General features: G+C 74.2%; 12 protein-coding genes. 1 reads left to right on the plus strand and 11 read right to left on the minus strand.

What is annotated here, in order from left to right:
• Positions 1 to 615 precede the first annotated feature (615 nt).
• Complete coding sequence (locus ACIOFR_RS38145; RefSeq protein ID WP_401004799.1) at positions 616 to 3,285, plus strand: Helicase associated domain protein; 2,670 nt, start codon at positions 616 to 618, stop codon at positions 3,283 to 3,285.
• A gap of 235 nt (positions 3,286 to 3,520) precedes the next feature.
• Here ACIOFR_RS38145 and ACIOFR_RS38150 read toward each other — a convergent pair whose 3' ends face one another.
• The 11 genes from ACIOFR_RS38150 to ACIOFR_RS38200 all read right to left on the minus strand — a co-directional run bounded on the left by ACIOFR_RS38150 (position 3,521) and on the right by ACIOFR_RS38200 (position 14,021).
• The gene (locus tag ACIOFR_RS38150) at positions 3,521 to 4,309 is read right to left on the minus strand and encodes a hypothetical protein (protein WP_401004800.1); all 789 of its coding nucleotides are present in this window, start codon (positions 4,307 to 4,309) and stop codon (positions 3,521 to 3,523) included.
• Positions 4,309 to 5,043, minus strand: a complete 735-nt coding sequence (locus ACIOFR_RS38155) for a ParA family protein (RefSeq protein ID WP_401004802.1) — start codon at positions 5,041 to 5,043, stop codon at positions 4,309 to 4,311. Before ACIOFR_RS38155 ends, ACIOFR_RS38150 begins: the two co-directional genes overlap by 1 nt.
• Positions 5,044 to 5,368: 325 nt before the next feature.
• A complete protein-coding gene (locus ACIOFR_RS38160; protein WP_401004804.1) occupies positions 5,369 to 5,755 on the minus strand; it encodes an RRQRL motif-containing zinc-binding protein in 387 nt (128 codons plus the stop codon).
• Positions 5,756 to 5,761: 6 nt separating this feature from the next.
• Positions 5,762 to 6,274, minus strand: coding sequence for a hypothetical protein (locus tag ACIOFR_RS38165; RefSeq protein ID WP_401004806.1), 513 nt, complete (start codon positions 6,272 to 6,274; stop codon positions 5,762 to 5,764).
• Between the two features lie 82 nt (positions 6,275 to 6,356).
• Entirely contained in the window at positions 6,357 to 7,844 is a 1,488-nt protein-coding gene (locus ACIOFR_RS38170; protein WP_401004808.1) for a transfer protein, read from the minus strand.
• Complete coding sequence (locus ACIOFR_RS38175) at positions 7,841 to 8,683, minus strand: hypothetical protein (RefSeq protein WP_401004810.1); 843 nt, start codon at positions 8,681 to 8,683, stop codon at positions 7,841 to 7,843. Before ACIOFR_RS38175 ends, ACIOFR_RS38170 begins: the two co-directional genes overlap by 4 nt.
• Before the next feature lie 106 nt (positions 8,684 to 8,789).
• Entirely contained in the window at positions 8,790 to 9,215 is a 426-nt protein-coding gene (locus ACIOFR_RS38180; protein WP_401004812.1) for a hypothetical protein, read from the minus strand.
• Between the two features lie 10 nt (positions 9,216 to 9,225).
• Positions 9,226 to 11,541 carry a hypothetical protein gene (locus ACIOFR_RS38185; RefSeq protein ID WP_401004813.1) on the minus strand — a complete coding sequence of 772 codons (2,316 nt, stop codon included), beginning with the start codon at positions 11,539 to 11,541 and terminating at the stop codon, positions 9,226 to 9,228.
• 128 nt (positions 11,542 to 11,669) lie between these two features.
• A complete protein-coding gene (locus tag ACIOFR_RS38190) occupies positions 11,670 to 11,927 on the minus strand; it encodes a hypothetical protein (protein WP_401004814.1) in 258 nt (85 codons plus the stop codon).
• Positions 11,924 to 12,454: a hypothetical protein gene (locus ACIOFR_RS38195; RefSeq protein ID WP_401004815.1), complete on the minus strand. Its 531-nt coding sequence runs from the start codon at positions 12,452 to 12,454 to the stop codon at positions 11,924 to 11,926. Before ACIOFR_RS38195 ends, ACIOFR_RS38190 begins: the two co-directional genes overlap by 4 nt.
• A gap of 151 nt (positions 12,455 to 12,605) precedes the next feature.
• The gene (locus ACIOFR_RS38200; RefSeq protein ID WP_401004817.1) at positions 12,606 to 14,021 is read right to left on the minus strand and encodes a DUF2637 domain-containing protein; all 1,416 of its coding nucleotides are present in this window, start codon (positions 14,019 to 14,021) and stop codon (positions 12,606 to 12,608) included.
• Positions 14,022 to 14,206: the final 185 nt, after the last annotated feature.

Genomic DNA, 14,206 nt, shown 5'->3' on the forward strand with positions numbered 1-14,206 from the left:
CAGCGGGTCCCCTCGGGCCTTCGGCCCTCCGGAGGCCACCGCCTCCGGCGGTGGGCCGGGGCGTTCCGCCCCGGCTGGACCCGCTGCGCGTGTCCAGCGCCCGGCTTCGCTCGGGCGCGGCCGGCGCTTCGCGCTCGGCCTGGGCTCGCCTCCGCTTCGCTCCAGCGGCCCGATCGGCCAAGGCCCGGTCAACTCGCTGACCTGGATTTTTGGCTGACGGAGAAGCGGCCTGCGGCCGGGCTGACTGGAGGGAGGGGTGCGGCACGGTGCTCGAGTGCGGGCCCGTGGGGGCCGGGGCTGGGGAGTGCAGGCGCGGGCGGATCGGCCGGTGAGTGGTCTGGACCTCTCGGGCGCGAAGTGCGCCCGAGACCTGACGACCCGTCATGTGCTTCACTTCTGGGCGTCAGCAGATCCCGCCTGTAGGGCTGTCCCCTCCCGGGTTTTCGCGTTTTCCTGCGGGCGGGTTGGGTGCTCTGCTATTCTGCTGTTCGGTCGCTTTTAATGGGCCGTATTGTCGGTCGAATTTCTCTTCGAGTTTCGTCCGGCCGCGTGCATCAAAACTGACTGCGAGGCTTTCCCGCGTGAAGGCGGGTGCCTATTCGAGAGGGGTAGGGCATGGGGACTTCCGGGGTGGTGGCGGGGCGTCAGGGGCGGGCCCGGGGCATCCGGCTGAGGCCGCACCAGGAGGAGGCGCTGGAGGCCATCGTGCGGGCGCTGACGCCCCGTCCGGGGCGCGTGGTCCCGGCGGGCCTGCGGGCCACGGTGCAGCTCGCCACCGGCACCGGCAAGAGCTTCGTGGGAGCGGTCGCGGCGCAGCGGCTCGCGCCGCGGGGCCTGGTGATGGTGGTCGTGCCGACCCTGGATCTGCTGACGCAGATGCGGGCGAGCTGGGTCGAGGCCGGCCGCGCCGGGGAGGCGCTGGCGGTGTGCTCGCTGGTGGCCGATGAGCTGCCGGAGGGGATGCCGGGGACCACGCATCCGCTGGTCATCGCGTCGTGGATCGACCGGGCGGCGGCCTCCGGGAAGCCGCTGACGCTGTACTCGACGTACGCGGCGGCGGGGGCCGTGGAGGACGCCTACGCGGCCTGGCGGGAGCGGGAGGGGCGGGACCTGGCCCCGCTGGACCTGATGGTCTGTGATGAGGCGCACCGCTCCTCCGGGTCGGCCGAGAAGGCATGGACCGTAGTCCACGACCAGGACGCGATCCCCTCCGCCCGGCGGCTCTACATGACCGCGACCCCGCGCGTGTGGATGCCGCCGAAGCGCCGTCGGCGGGACGAGGAGGAGGGCCAGGAGGTCGGTGAGGTCGGCGGCCAGGGCCGCCGCGGTGCGTGGCAGCCGCTCCCGGAGGAGCTGGCCGTTTCCATGGATGACCAGGCCATCTACGGTCCGCAGGTGTACACACTAGGTCTCGCGGAGGCGATCGACCGGGGGCTGCTGGCCCCCTTCGAGGTCGTGGTCCTGGAGCTGCGCGATCCGGAGACGGACCCGGCGGCGGCGGCCGCGCAGCCGGTGCCGTGGGGTGCCGGCGCCGGGGAGGCCGAGGACGGGTCCGAGGACCAGGTACCGGTGAAGCGGGTCGCGGCGATGCAGGCCGGCCTTCTGAAGGTGGCCGCCGAGCACCAGCTCCGACGGACCATCACCTTCCACCCGCGGACCCTGGAGGCCCGCTACTTCGCCGAGACGCTGAACCAGACGGCGGAGCGCCTGAACGCCGAGAACCCGGTCGAATTCCCCGAGGAGGTGTGGTCGCAGTGGCTTTCCGGTGAGCACCCGGTGGATTACCGCCGCTTCATTCTGGGGGACTTCGGGCGCACCGAGGAGGACGACGGTCTGGGGTACCGCGTGCTCGCGAATTGTCGTGTTCTCGGCGAGGGAGTTGATATGCCGGGGGCGGATTCCATTCTGCTCCAGGGCCGGGGAAGCATGGTCGATATCGTCCAGGCCATAGGGCGTGCTCTTCGCATGAAGCCCGGTGAGGGGAAAGTCGCGCGCATTGTCGTGCCGGTTTTCCTGCGCGCGGGTGAGCAGCCCGGGGACATCATGGAGTCGGATTCCTACGGTCCGTTGATCAAGGTTTTGACGGCGATCCGCTCGCATGATGCCCGGCTTCTGGAGGCGCTGGCGGTGCCGCAGCGCAGCGGGCGGCGGACCACCGGCGCGCGGGCGGAACTCGTTGGAGCGCCTGGCGAGGGGGAGGGCGAGGACGAGCCCACGGGCGCGTTCACGCTGCCGGTGCGGTTCCAGTCCAAGGTGTCGCAGACCGCGCTCGCGCTGTTCGTTGCGACGCAGGTTTTCCGGTCCGAAAGCGTGTATTGGAAGGAGGGAATGGAGCACTGCCGGAAGTGGGTCGAGGAGTACGGATCGCTCGATGTTCCGTACAACGCGATGGTGGGTGACAACGGTAATTTCCCGCTTGGCAAGTGGCTCTCGGACCGGCGTCACGAGCGCGCAAACGGCGACATGGCACCCTACCGTGTCGTGCTCCTGGATTCTCTGGGCATGATCTGGTCGGTTTCCGACGCCCGTTTCGAGGCCGGACTGGCCTGGGCGCGGCAGTGGGCGGCGGAGCACCACGGGTCGCTGGCCGCGCCGTCGCGGGCCTCCATCGGCGGGTACGCGATCGGCACGTGGCTGGTGGAGCTGCGGGCGCAGGCGGAGGTGCCGGCCGACCAGGACGGGGCTCTGCCGCCGGAGCGGCGGCAGGCTTTGGAGGCGATCGACCCGTGGTGGTGCCCGGCCTGGCCGATCACCTGGCAGCGCTCGTACGCGGCGGCCAGGGCGTGGTGGCTGGCGTGCGAGGGCCGGGTGGACTGGCCCGGCCTGCCCATCGAGACGGCCTTCGAGGGCGAGGCGGTCGGCCGCTGGGTGCGCGCGCAACGCGGCGGGTGGGCGCAGCTCGCCGAGGAGCAGCAGGACCTGCTCCTGGCGCTCGGCATCGAGGAGGACCAGGAGCTGGCCGCCGAGGCCGCTGAGAGGGCGGAGAAGGCGGCCCGGCCGGTGCGGGCGCGCGGGGACCGCTTCGCGCAGCACCTTCAGGCCCTGCACGCCTTCGCGGAGCGCGAGGGGCACGTGCGGGTACCCCGGGCCCACAAGGAGCCCCTGGAGGCCGCCGAAGGCTCCGGGGAACCGGTGCTGCTGGGCCTGGGGGCGTGGCTGTCCAACCAGAAGACCCGGCGGGCGAAGCTCACCGTCGAACAGCTCCGCCTGCTCGGCCGGGCCGGGATCGAGTGGGCCGCCGAGCTGGCCCCGGTGCGGCGGGAGATCGAGGAGGCGGCACGCTGAGGTCCAGAGCCGGTCTCCGTGACCGGCGGTACGCTGCCGAGGCCCTGAGAAAGCACTGGAAGGCCGTCACCGGGTGGTGACGGCCTTCCGGCGTTCCCGGGGAGGCTGCCCAGGTCGGCGTCCGTACGAGCGTCAAAAGTGTGCCACTGTGGCACAGTTTTCGGCCCGGCCCCTGCGGTCAGGGGCCGGGCCGGTTGCCGGTCGAAAATGTGCCACAGTGGCACACTTTCGGGGCTCAGCTGACGGGGATGCCGGCCTCTTCCAGCGCGGCGCTCAGCGTCTTCACCAGGAGGACCACCTTCTCCGGTTCCTGCTGGATGACCCGGCGCACGATGTCGGGTTCGAGCAGGAGGACCGCCTTGTCGACCCGGGCGCCGGGGGTGATCTCGGGCTTGTCCGTGACCGGCTCGCGGTCCTCGTCCGGGCGCAGGCTGTACTCGCATCCGGCGATGGCCTTGGTCAGCTCCTCGGCGGAGGGGACGGTGCCCTTCTTGTCGGCCCACGCCTTCGCCCAGACCTTCAGGACGGCTTCCGCGCCCTTCTGTCGGCGCAGCGGGTGGAGGACGTCGGCCTGGCGGGCTGCCAGCTCGGCGACCGGCGGGTTGGCGTCCTTGAGGATCTCAAGCAGCGGGATGACGCGGGTGATGCGGTATCCGCTGGTGCGGGAGATGCCCCAGCGGTCCTGGCAGTAGCGGCTGAACGAGCGGTATGCCTTCCCGTTCTCGTCCTTCATGTGCTTGTACAGCTTGTTCTCGTGGACCCAGACGAAGAAGGGGCCGGCCTCCTCGATGAACTCGGCCATCGCCTTCTCGGCGGCTTCCTGCCAGCGGTCCTTGGCAGCTTGGATGGCCTGCTCGCAGACGGCGATCTGCTGGCTGGGCTTGCTGTTCGGGTCGGGCAGGGCGGTGCGCGGGCGCGGGACGGGCGCGGCGGCCTGGTCCTGCGGCGGCTGGGCGCCGTCTTCCGCGTGGGGGGAGGTGGCCGGGCTGGAGTCCCGGAGGTCGAAGTCGGCGAGTCGTCCCATCAGGCAGCCATCTCCAGGGTCTCGACCAGGGCGCGGTAGTGGCCGAGGTCCTTGGGGCAGGTCTCCATGGCGTCTTCGTAGTCGACCAGGTCGGGGATCTCCGCCATCAGCAGGTCGTAGCCGGCTTCGCGGACCTTGCCGCGGGCGGCGTCGTTGTGGGAGGCGCGGGCGTTCTTCACGCGGGTGAAGACGACGTTCGCCGCGATCTCGTGGAGTCGGCCGGCGGCGCGGGCGGCGGCGAGTGCTCCGTCCAGGCTTCCGGCGATGCGGCGCATCTCGGCCTTGCGGGGGCTGGTGACGAACAGGACGTGGTCGCAGACGGAGACGGCGGAGCCGAAGATGTCGGACGACTCGCCGCCGCAGTCGATCACGACGACGTCGTAGCCGTCGGTGTCTTCCATTACGCGCTGGCCGACTCGGGCGTGGGGCCAGGTCTCGATGTCGAAGGGGAGCGGGTCGCCCTTCTTCTTGGCGATGCGGTGCCAGTCGTAGGCGGTCTGGGAGAGGGGGTCGGCGTCGACCAGGAGGACGCGCAGCCCGTAGGCGACGGCGTAGACCAGGGCCAGGTAGACGCTCATCGTGGACTTGCCGACGCCACCCTTGAGGCCGCCGACGGCGATGACCTTCTTCTTCTTGCCCGACTTCAGCCACTTCAGGGTGTCGCGTGCGGCAGCCTGGAGATCGGCAGCGAGTGCTTCGGAGCGCGGGATACTCTCGGGACTAGTGGTCGTCATCGCCTTCTTCCTCACCGGTGGTTCGTGGTGCGGCCCAGGTGGTGCCCCGTCCCGGCCGGACGGGGCACCCCTTCTTAAGGCCGCTCTGAGCGTAGCCCCGGGTGAGGGAGCGGATGGGCGTCCCGCACCATCGAGTGGCGAAACGCAAAAAAGGCCCACCCCGGAGCGGGGTGGGCCTTTCGTCGTGCGGGGGCCGTAAGGCCGTGGTGTGAGGGCGGCAGCGGAGTAGGCCCGGAAGCGCAGAAGGGCCCCGGCCCGTCCCCCAGCGAACGGGGGACGGGCCGGGGCCCGGTCTGTGCAGCTCAGCGTACGCGGTGGTGGGCGATCAGCCGGTGAGGGCGGCGAGTTGTTCGCGCTCGTCGTCGGTGAGTTCGGAGCAGGGCAGGCAGCTGCCGAGCGTCCGGAGCGGCAGGCAGAAGTCGTAGCGGACGAGACAGAGCGGGCAGGTCTGGCGCTTGGCCATCGCCCGGTCCAGGGCGGCGGCCCGGCCGGGCGTCATCGGGCGCACCGGCTGGGCGAGGTCGAGGCGGTAGAGGTAGGCGACGCGGGCACCGCGGCGGTAGACGATCTGCGCGGCCGGCTCTTGGCCCCCAGGGCGGAGGCCGAGTGCGCGGAGCTGGCGACGGGTGTGCAGGCCGGGGTCGGCCAGCCGCCAGGGCCAGGTCGGCAGACCGTGGCGCTCCCCGGTCGGGTCCAGGTCGACGGCGCGCACGGCCGGTCAGCCGGTGATCTCGGTCTTCGTGCGGGCGAACATGCCGCGCACGATGGTGGGCGCGTTGATGTCGGTGCGCTGGTTCACCGAGCCCTTGTAGACGTTGGTGGTCGGCCCGGTGCCGGCCTTGGACTTGTTGGCCTTGGCGTAGGCGGTGCCGGCCGCGAGGGCGACCAGGGCGAGGCCGACGAACGGGGCGAGGACGGCGCAGATCCCGGCGACGGTCACCGAGGCCATGCCGTCCATGACCAGCCAGGCCCCGGCGCCGATGCCGGTGACGCCCAGGCCGACGCCGACGGAGGCGACGGCGGTCCCGATCGCCCAGGCCGGGACGGTGCGGGTGTCGGGGAGCACCGCGGGCGGGGTCGGGCCGACCGGCGGGAGCGGGGCCAGGTCGCGGTAGGAGGTGACGGCGGCGACCTGCTGCCCGGCCTCCTCCTGGCGGTACGCCTCGGCGATGAGGCGGGCGGCCTCGACGGCGGCCTGGGCGTCGGTCAGCGGGCGGGCGTTGAACTCCATGGTGTCCTCCAAGCGGGGAGGGCCCGGAGCGGTAGTCTCCGGGCCCTGGCGGGGTGATGTGGTCGTAGGTGGTGCGGGTGGGTCAGGTCAGCTCGTACAGGCCGGTGCTGGGCCGGTGGGCGTCGCCCTCGTTGACCAGGCCGCCGAGTTCGGTTTTCACCGCGCCCAGGGAGACGGGCTTACCGCCGTCGGCGTTGACGGCGGCCCGGACGGCGGCGGCGTCCATCGGGACGTCGGCCTGCGACAGGACCACCCGGACGCGGTCGACCACCCGGGGGGCGGCGGCGCGCTCGGCCCCGCCGCCCGACCCGCCGCCCGCGCCTCGCGGCTTGACCGGCTGCGCCTTCTCGGCCTGCTCCTGGATGAAGGCGGCGATCAGGCCCTGCATCGCGGGGGTGCCGCGCACGGCGTAGGCGGTGCCGGCCGCGTCGTGCGAGGCGGCCTCCAGTCGCTCGGGCTCCTCGTAGCCGTACAGCGCGAGGATCTCCGGGTCCAGGCCGGGGGTCGGGGAGACGGAGCCAACGCGGAAGTGCCGCATCGGGGACGTCGGCGAGGGGCCGGAGAGCAGGTAGCCCATGCCCTGGGTGCCGGGCCCGGTCGTCTCCTCCTCGACGTCCAGGTCGAACTGGCTGCGCAGGACCCGGGCGCCGAAGTTCTTGGGGATCGGCATGAGCTGCGCACCGGTCGGCAGGAGGCCGTCCGAGACGAGCTGGCGCATCATGCTGCTGCTCCAGCGCAGGAGGGTGACCTCGCCCTCCTTGAGCATCGCCCGCAGGGTGTCGGAGCCGCCCAGCTCCTCCAGGTGCGACGCCTGGGCGTCCAGCTCCTCGCCGACACCGACCGAGCGGCCGGTGCGTCCGAGTTCCTTGACGAGCTGGGTGGCCTCGGCGCGGTAGGGCGCGCCCTTCTCCAGGAGGCGGTTGGCCTCGTCGATCCGCACCACGATCAGCGGGTCCGGGTCGCCGATCCGGAAGGAGTTGCGGCCCATGGCCGTGTAGCGGCGCTGGCGGGCCTCGGCGACCCGGACGGCCGCGCGCAGCATGAGGATCGCCTCCTCCTGGCTGGTGGCCCGCCAGTCGACCTGTCCGGCGGCCTCCGGGGCGCTCTGACCGCCCTTCAGGTCGGCGAACCAGGAGACGACCCGGTTGCGCTTCTCGCAGGCCAGGAGGTACTGGACGGTGCGGGACTTGCCCGCGCCGGTGGTGCCGAACACCAGGGAGCGCTGCGCGCTGCCGGTGTCGGTGTCGAACATCCGGCGCTTGGCCGGGCGGCCGTTGTGGTAGCGGCCGACGGTGATGTAGCCGCGGCGGTCCATCAGCATGTCGGCCGGGCTCGGGGCGGGCATGTCGAGCAGCGGGTTGTGCGGGTAGAGGGTGATCAGCCCGTGGCGGCCGGCGGTCTCCACCGCAATCAGCGACGGGTCGTCCAGCTCCAGCGCGGAGACCAGCGCGTCCAGGTCGTAGCGCAGGATCTTGCCCGGCGGGACCTCGACGGTGACCTCGATGATCTCGGGGCGCAGCGTCGTGGCGGGGAGGCGGGCGGGGGTGATGGCGACGGCGGGCCGGCTCACGGGTGGAGCTCCTTCACGGTGGTGACGCTCTGGCGGCGGATTCCGGTGATGACGGAGTGGGGCATGGCGTGCGGGGCGATCTCCTTGGCCCAGTAGGCGCCGGGGTCGATCTCGACGGCCTGGCCGACGGTGAGGCGGCGAACGGAGGCCCCGCGGCCGGGCAGCGGGCCGATGGCGATCAGCTCCTCGGGGACGTCCATCAGCGCGGACAGGTGCCGGATGGAGATGTCGGGGACCGGGGTGCCGGGGGTGGTGGAGCGGATGACGGCGCGCATCGCGCTGGGGCCCATGCGCTCGACGTCCTCCAGGACGGTGCCGGGGGCGGCGGCGCCCTCGACGGCGGCGTGCTGGGCCCACCAGCGGGCGGCCGGGTCGTCGGGCAGCACCGCCTCCAGGTCGAGGCCGGCCTCCTCGACGGGGGCGGCCGGGGCCGGGGGGCAGAGCATCCGGCGGGCGGCGCGGGCCGGGCGCAGCAGCCAGGTCCCGGCGCTCCACACCGCCACGGCGACGGCCGCGCCCCAGTGGGCTCCGGTGGTGGCGGGCAGCAGGCGCTCGACCAGGAGGACGACGCCGAGGGTCGCGCCGGGCGCGACGTAGAGGATGGTGGCGGTCTGGGCCTGGTGGCCCTCGGCGCGGCCGGTGGGCAGGACCAGGACGCCCAGGCCGGTGGCGACGGCGGTGGCCAGCAGGGACGGGCCGGTGTAGTCGCCGGTGAAGACGCCGGTGCCGGCGGCGGCGGTGCCGGCTGCGGTGGCCAGGCGGCCGGTGTGGCTGCGGGCGGTGTCCAGGCCGCGGCGCCCGGCGGCGAGGTACTGCTCGAACTGGGCGGTGCTGAGCATCGGGTGTCTTCCCTTCCCGGCCGCCGTGGCGGGCCGGACTCGACGTGCCGGGGACAGCGCGAGGGCGGCCGCCCTCGTGGGTGGCCGCCCTCGTGCTGTCGGGGGGTCAGCGGTTGCTGTAGAACTCGGCGTCGGCCATCTCGACGGGCATGGCGCTGGCCACTTCGGCGACGGGGCCGTAGTCGCCCTGGTGCTCGGCGGCGGCCTGGTCGAACAGGCTCGCCAGGTCCTCGACGGCGGCGGCCATCGCCTCGGCGTCGGCCAGGACGCCGCGCATGACGGCGGCGGCCTGGTGGTGCTCGCCGACGGTGTCGACGTCGACGGTCAGGCCGGACATCTGCTCGGCGAGGCGGTCGACGCTGGTCGAGCAGCCCTCGACGTACCGGTAGGTCTCGCGCACCCGCTCCGACAGGCCCCGCAGCGACCAGGCGGCGGCGCCCAGGCCCGACAGGACGATGCCGTAGCGGACACCCTCGGCGATGGCCTCGCCCGCTGCGGCGACGATCCCGCCGTGCGGCTCGATCTCGCTCACGATCTCTCTCCTACTCGTTGTGGTAGTCGCGCTCGGCCGGGCGGGTGTGGCCCATGTCCCGGGTGACGTCGGCCAGCGGGCGGTGGCGCTGGGCCGCGTTGCTGCCCGCCACCGAGATGGCCTCGGAGGCCAGGGGCAGGCCGGCGGCGATGGCCTCGGCGCGGGCCTTGACCTCGCCGGTGCGCTCCATCAGGCGCAGCACCATGCCCTCCAGCGAGCCGGGCACCCGCAGCTCCACGACCTTGGCGTGCAGGGCCTCCAGGCGGCCGATCAGCTGCTCGCAGCCGTCGGCGGCCAGGCGGGCGTCGTCGGCGCCCTCCAGGATCTCCTCGGCCATGTCGATGTCAGCGTCCGCGACGTCGTGAACGGTCAGCTCGGCGTCGGCGTACTGGGTGTCCGGGCGGGCCGCGGGGGCCGGGGCCCGGGTCGGGGCGGGGGTGGGCGGGGCGGCCTGCCGGGCGGCGGGTGCGCTCACGGGCTGGAGTCCTCTCTGCGGCGGTACGACCACCGGCGCCGGGGCAGGCGTCGGCGGGGCGGAACGGGGCGGAGCGATCGGGCCGGGCGCGGCCGGAGCCGGAGCCGCGGGTGCGGGGGCGGCAGGCGCCGGGGCCGGAGCGGGCTGCAGGGCCGCGACTGGAGCCGGGGCGGCGGGCAGGCCCGGGACCACCGGCATCGGCGCCGGGCGCTGCTCCCGGGCCAGCCACACCTGGTACGGCGGTGCGGTGGCGGCCGGGGGCGGGCGCATTCCCGCGCCGAAGTCCGGCATCCGGGGCGGCGGCGGGGGCGGGGCGCCGGCCGAAGAGGCGGCGGGCCCCGCCTTACCCGCGCCCGGCTTCGGCGGCTCGGGCGGCGGCTTCGGCGGTGCCTCGGTCGACTTCGGCGACGGCGCGGTCGGCTTCGGCGGCACCGTCGGACCCGGCTCGGTCGGGCCTGCGGAGGCCGCGCCCGGCGGCTTCGGAGCCTTCGTCAGATCGACCCGCTTCGGCGGCTCGGTCGGCGACTTCGGCGACGCCTCGGGCGACTTCGGCGGCTTCGGAGCCTTGGTCAGATCGACCCGCTTCGGCGGCTCGGTCGGCGACTTCGGCGGCCCCGCCTTGTCACCCTTGCCGGATTCGCCCTCCTTCACCGTCTTGGTGTCCTTCGCGGCTTTCTCGTCGGCGGCCTTCGCGTCCTTCGCGGCCTTGGCCCCGGCGGCTGCGGCTTCCTTGGCCGCCTTGGCCTGGGCCGCCTCGGCCTCCTTGGCCTCCTTGACGGCCTTCGCCTCGGCCTCCTTGGTGGCCTTGGCCTGGGCTGCCTCGGCGGCCTTCGTCTCCTTCGCGGCCTTGGCCTCGGCGGCCTTCGTCTCCTTGACGAGCTTGGCCTCGGCCGCCTTGGCCTCCTTGGCCTCCTTGACGGCCTTGGCCTCGGCGGCCTTGGCCTCCTTCGCGGCCTGGCCGTCCTTGCCCTTGCCGTCCTTGCCGTCGCGGCCCGCCGATCCGGCCGACCCGGACTTCCCGGACCCGCCGATCCCGCCGTCCCGGCCGCCCTTGGACGCCCCGCTGGAGCCCTTGGAGCCACCCGGAGCACCCGAGCCGCCGCCGGGGGGACCGGAGGGCTTCTGAGACCCGCTGGAGCCGTTCTTGCCGCCCTGCTTGTCCTCGGCCCGAAAGGTCGACGGCACCTTCGAGCCGCCGCCACCGCTGCCGCCGCCCTTCGCACCGCCCCCGCCGCTGCTCCCACTGCTCCCGGCGCCGCCCTTCGGGCCGCTGCCGCCGGTGGAGCCGGTGGAGCCGGTGCTCCCCTTCGCGCCACCGCCGCCGGCCTTCTCGGCGGCCTTGTCCGCGGCCGCGCGGGCCTTGTCGGCGTCGGCCTTGCGCTGCTCGGCACCGGCCTTGGCGCCCTGGGCCGCGTGCCACATGCCCCGGGCGGCGGCGACGCCGACGGCGGCCAGCACCGCCATGCCCATCATCGCCAGGTCCCGGGCGCCCGGCCGGGCCCCGTCCTCGGCGCCCTCGGGTGCCGGGGGGAGGAACTGCCCGGCCTCCTCGTCCTCGTCGCCCTGGTCCTCCTCGCCGCCGTCGCCGGGCACCGCCGGCGGGGGCGGCAGGGTCAGGGAGAAGGGGACGGCGGGCAGGCGGCCGAGCCCGGCCGGGAGGGCGGGCCAGCCGCCGACCGGCGGCCCGTCCCCGTCGCCGTCCTCGTCGTCCAGGTGCTCCTCGGCCTCCTCCTCCACGTCGTCCTCGACGTCCTCGGAGAAGATCGGCGGGAGGTCGGTCAGGCCCCCCGGGTCGGCCCCGATCCGGGGCCGCAGGTAGACGACCGTCGGGTCGTCGGAAGTGTCGTCCACTGCCTACTCCTTGACAGACGGTCACCGACCGGGCAGCCTCGCGCGCCCGCGCGCCCGCACGATGCGCGCCCGCATTACGCGCATGCGTGAGGGGCGGCCCCGGCCGGTGATGATGATGACGACGGCGCCTACTCGGCGTAGCCGTCGCAGTAGTCCTTGAGGTACGCCGACAGGCGGGCCCAGGCGGTCGGATCGCCCGCCGCCTCGCGCCGCTTGGCGATGGCGCGGGCGGTGTCCCACCACGCGGCGGCCAGCCCGCCCGGACCCCGGGCGAGCTGCTCCGCGCGGCGTGCCTCGGCGTGGCTGCTGCGGTTGAGCCTGGTCCGCGCGGCGCGCTCGGCCGCCGTCAGCTCCGGCCGCTCCGGGGCGGGCTGGGCCGCCGTCACGCCGACCGCTCCCCGCCCCCGCGGTACACCGAGCCGTCCTCGGCGCCGGTGCCGTGCACCAGGTCCAGGAACCCGCCGCCGGCCGACACCCGGCCGGGCGTCGGCACGGCGGCCGGGCGGGCCGGGGCGGCCACCGGCCGGGGCCCCGGCGCGGCGGTGCCGAGCGCGGCGGCCTCCTTGGCCCGCTTCTTCTCCAGCGCAGCGGCCTCGCGGGCGGCGGGCAGCTCGTGCCGGTTGCGCCGGTAGCGGGCCTCCAGGTCGAAGGTCAGCTGGGCGGCCTGCTCGATGTGGCGCTGGATCTCGGCGAACGGGCTGGTGGTCTGCCGGTGGCGCCACCACGTCTCGAAGCTGGAGAAGCCCTCCGGGGGGTTGGCCTTCCACATCGCCTCGGCGTCGCGGCGGATGCGCCCGACCCACTCGGCCTGGTCGTTGAGCATCTGGCGCAGCTGCGCGCTGAACGCCTGGACCATCTCCGGCCGGTCCAGCATGTCTCCGGCCCACCCGGGCGCGGACGTGGTCTCGGTCATCGTGCTCTCCTCTGCGGGGGTGCGGGGAAACGGTGTGACCAGGGCGGTTCGCTCGTCCCGGTCGTCTCGACTGCTGCTGTGCTTCCGGCAGTCGCAGCGAGGGCCGCCCGCCGGTCTCCCGGGGGCGGCCCTCACTGGTGGTGCCGGACGCCTACTGCTGGTGCGGGTAGCCGGCCGCGATGAGCTCGGCCGCTTCCTTGCGCCGCTCGGACGCGGTGGGGATCGCCAGGCCGAGCAGCGCGGCGACGTCCTCCAGCGGCATCGCCTCCGCGTCGCCGCCGTACTGACCGAGGATCACGCGGGCCAGGCGGCGCGCCGCCCGCTCGCGCACGCCGAGCTTGGCCTCGTCCTCCAGCTCGACCGCGCGCAGCTCGATCAGCGCGGCCTGTTCACGCAGCTCGGCGGCACGCTGCTCCGTCTCGGCGGCGCGCTGGAGGGCCTCGGCCTGGCCGACCTTGGCCATCGCCGTGGCCGCCTTGGCCTCCTCCTCCTTGCGCTTGGCGTCCTCCTCAGCGGCCTTCTCCTCGGCGGCCCGCCGGTTCGCTTCGGCCGTCTTCTCGGCCGCTTCGGCGGCCTCGCGCTCCACTTCGGCGGCCTGCTCGGCCACTTCGGCGGCGCGCTTGCGGGCCTGCGCGGCCTGCTCGGCGGCGGCGGCCTTGCGGGCCTCGGCCTCGGCCGCCCCGGCGCTCTCCACCGCCGCGACCTCCGCGTCGATCGCGGCCTGCGCCGCCTTCTCGGCGGCGTCCGTCGCGGCCTTCGCCGCGATGGCGGCCTGCGCGGTGGAGGACGTCACCTCGTGCTCGGCCGCAGTGATCGCCCCGCTGCGCCGCAGCGCCGCGATCCGGGCCTGCGCGGCCCGCTCGGCCTTGCGGTCCTCGGCCGCCTCCAGGGCCTCCTGGCGGGCGTCCTCGATCGCCTGCTGGCGCTCGATCGCCTGCTGCGGCTGCATCAGCGCTTCCTCAACCGTCAGGCCGTGGCGGGCCAGCTTCAGCGGCAGCTTCTCGTCCGCCAACGCCTTGCGCACCGAGCCGTACTTGCGCTTGAGCATCGCCCGGTAGACGACCCGGCGCTGCTCGATCTCGGCGGCGACCTCGTAGCTCTCGATCGCCCAGAGCTTCATCCGCCGCCACAGCCGGAAGGTCGGCCAGGGGGCCAGCAGCCAGCGGGAGAGCGGGATGCCGGTGTGGCCGGCCTCGATGGCGGCCGCCCGGATCACCAGCCAGCGGGCCGCCTCGGTCGCGGCCACGAACAGCACCGGCATCACCGCGTGCATCCCGGCCGCCACCGGGTCGGCGAGGATGCTGTGCTGGCCCGAGCTGGCGTTGAACCAGATCGTCAGCAGGGTCAGGCCGTGGGCGAGCGGGCGCAGGACCGGCCAGGACTTCCCCTGCCGCGCCTGGTAGAGGTCGGCGGCCAGGGCGACGACGATCCCCGCGTCCACGCCGACCGGGAAGGCGTAGGCGAAGTCCCCGAAGTTCTTCTTCACGGCCAAGGCGTAGACCGCGTTGTAGGACCCGGCGAAGCCGATCCCGGCGACCGTCGCGGCGCCGATTCCGAGGATGACCATCAGGAGCGTGTCGGCCCACGAGCGGGTCCGGGCGGCGGCCGCCGGAGCGGTCACCGAAGCGGCGGCGGCGGTCGCCGAAGTAGCAGGGGCGGCGACCGAAGTACCGGCGGCCGACGCCGAAACGAGCTGAGTCGGGAGCGGGGCGGCGGGAGCGCCGGCCTCGCGCAGGGGCAGCGCGGCGGTGG

The organism is Kitasatospora sp. NPDC088346 (assembly GCF_044740765.1).
GTDB lineage: Bacteria > Actinomycetota > Actinomycetes > Streptomycetales > Streptomycetaceae > Kitasatospora.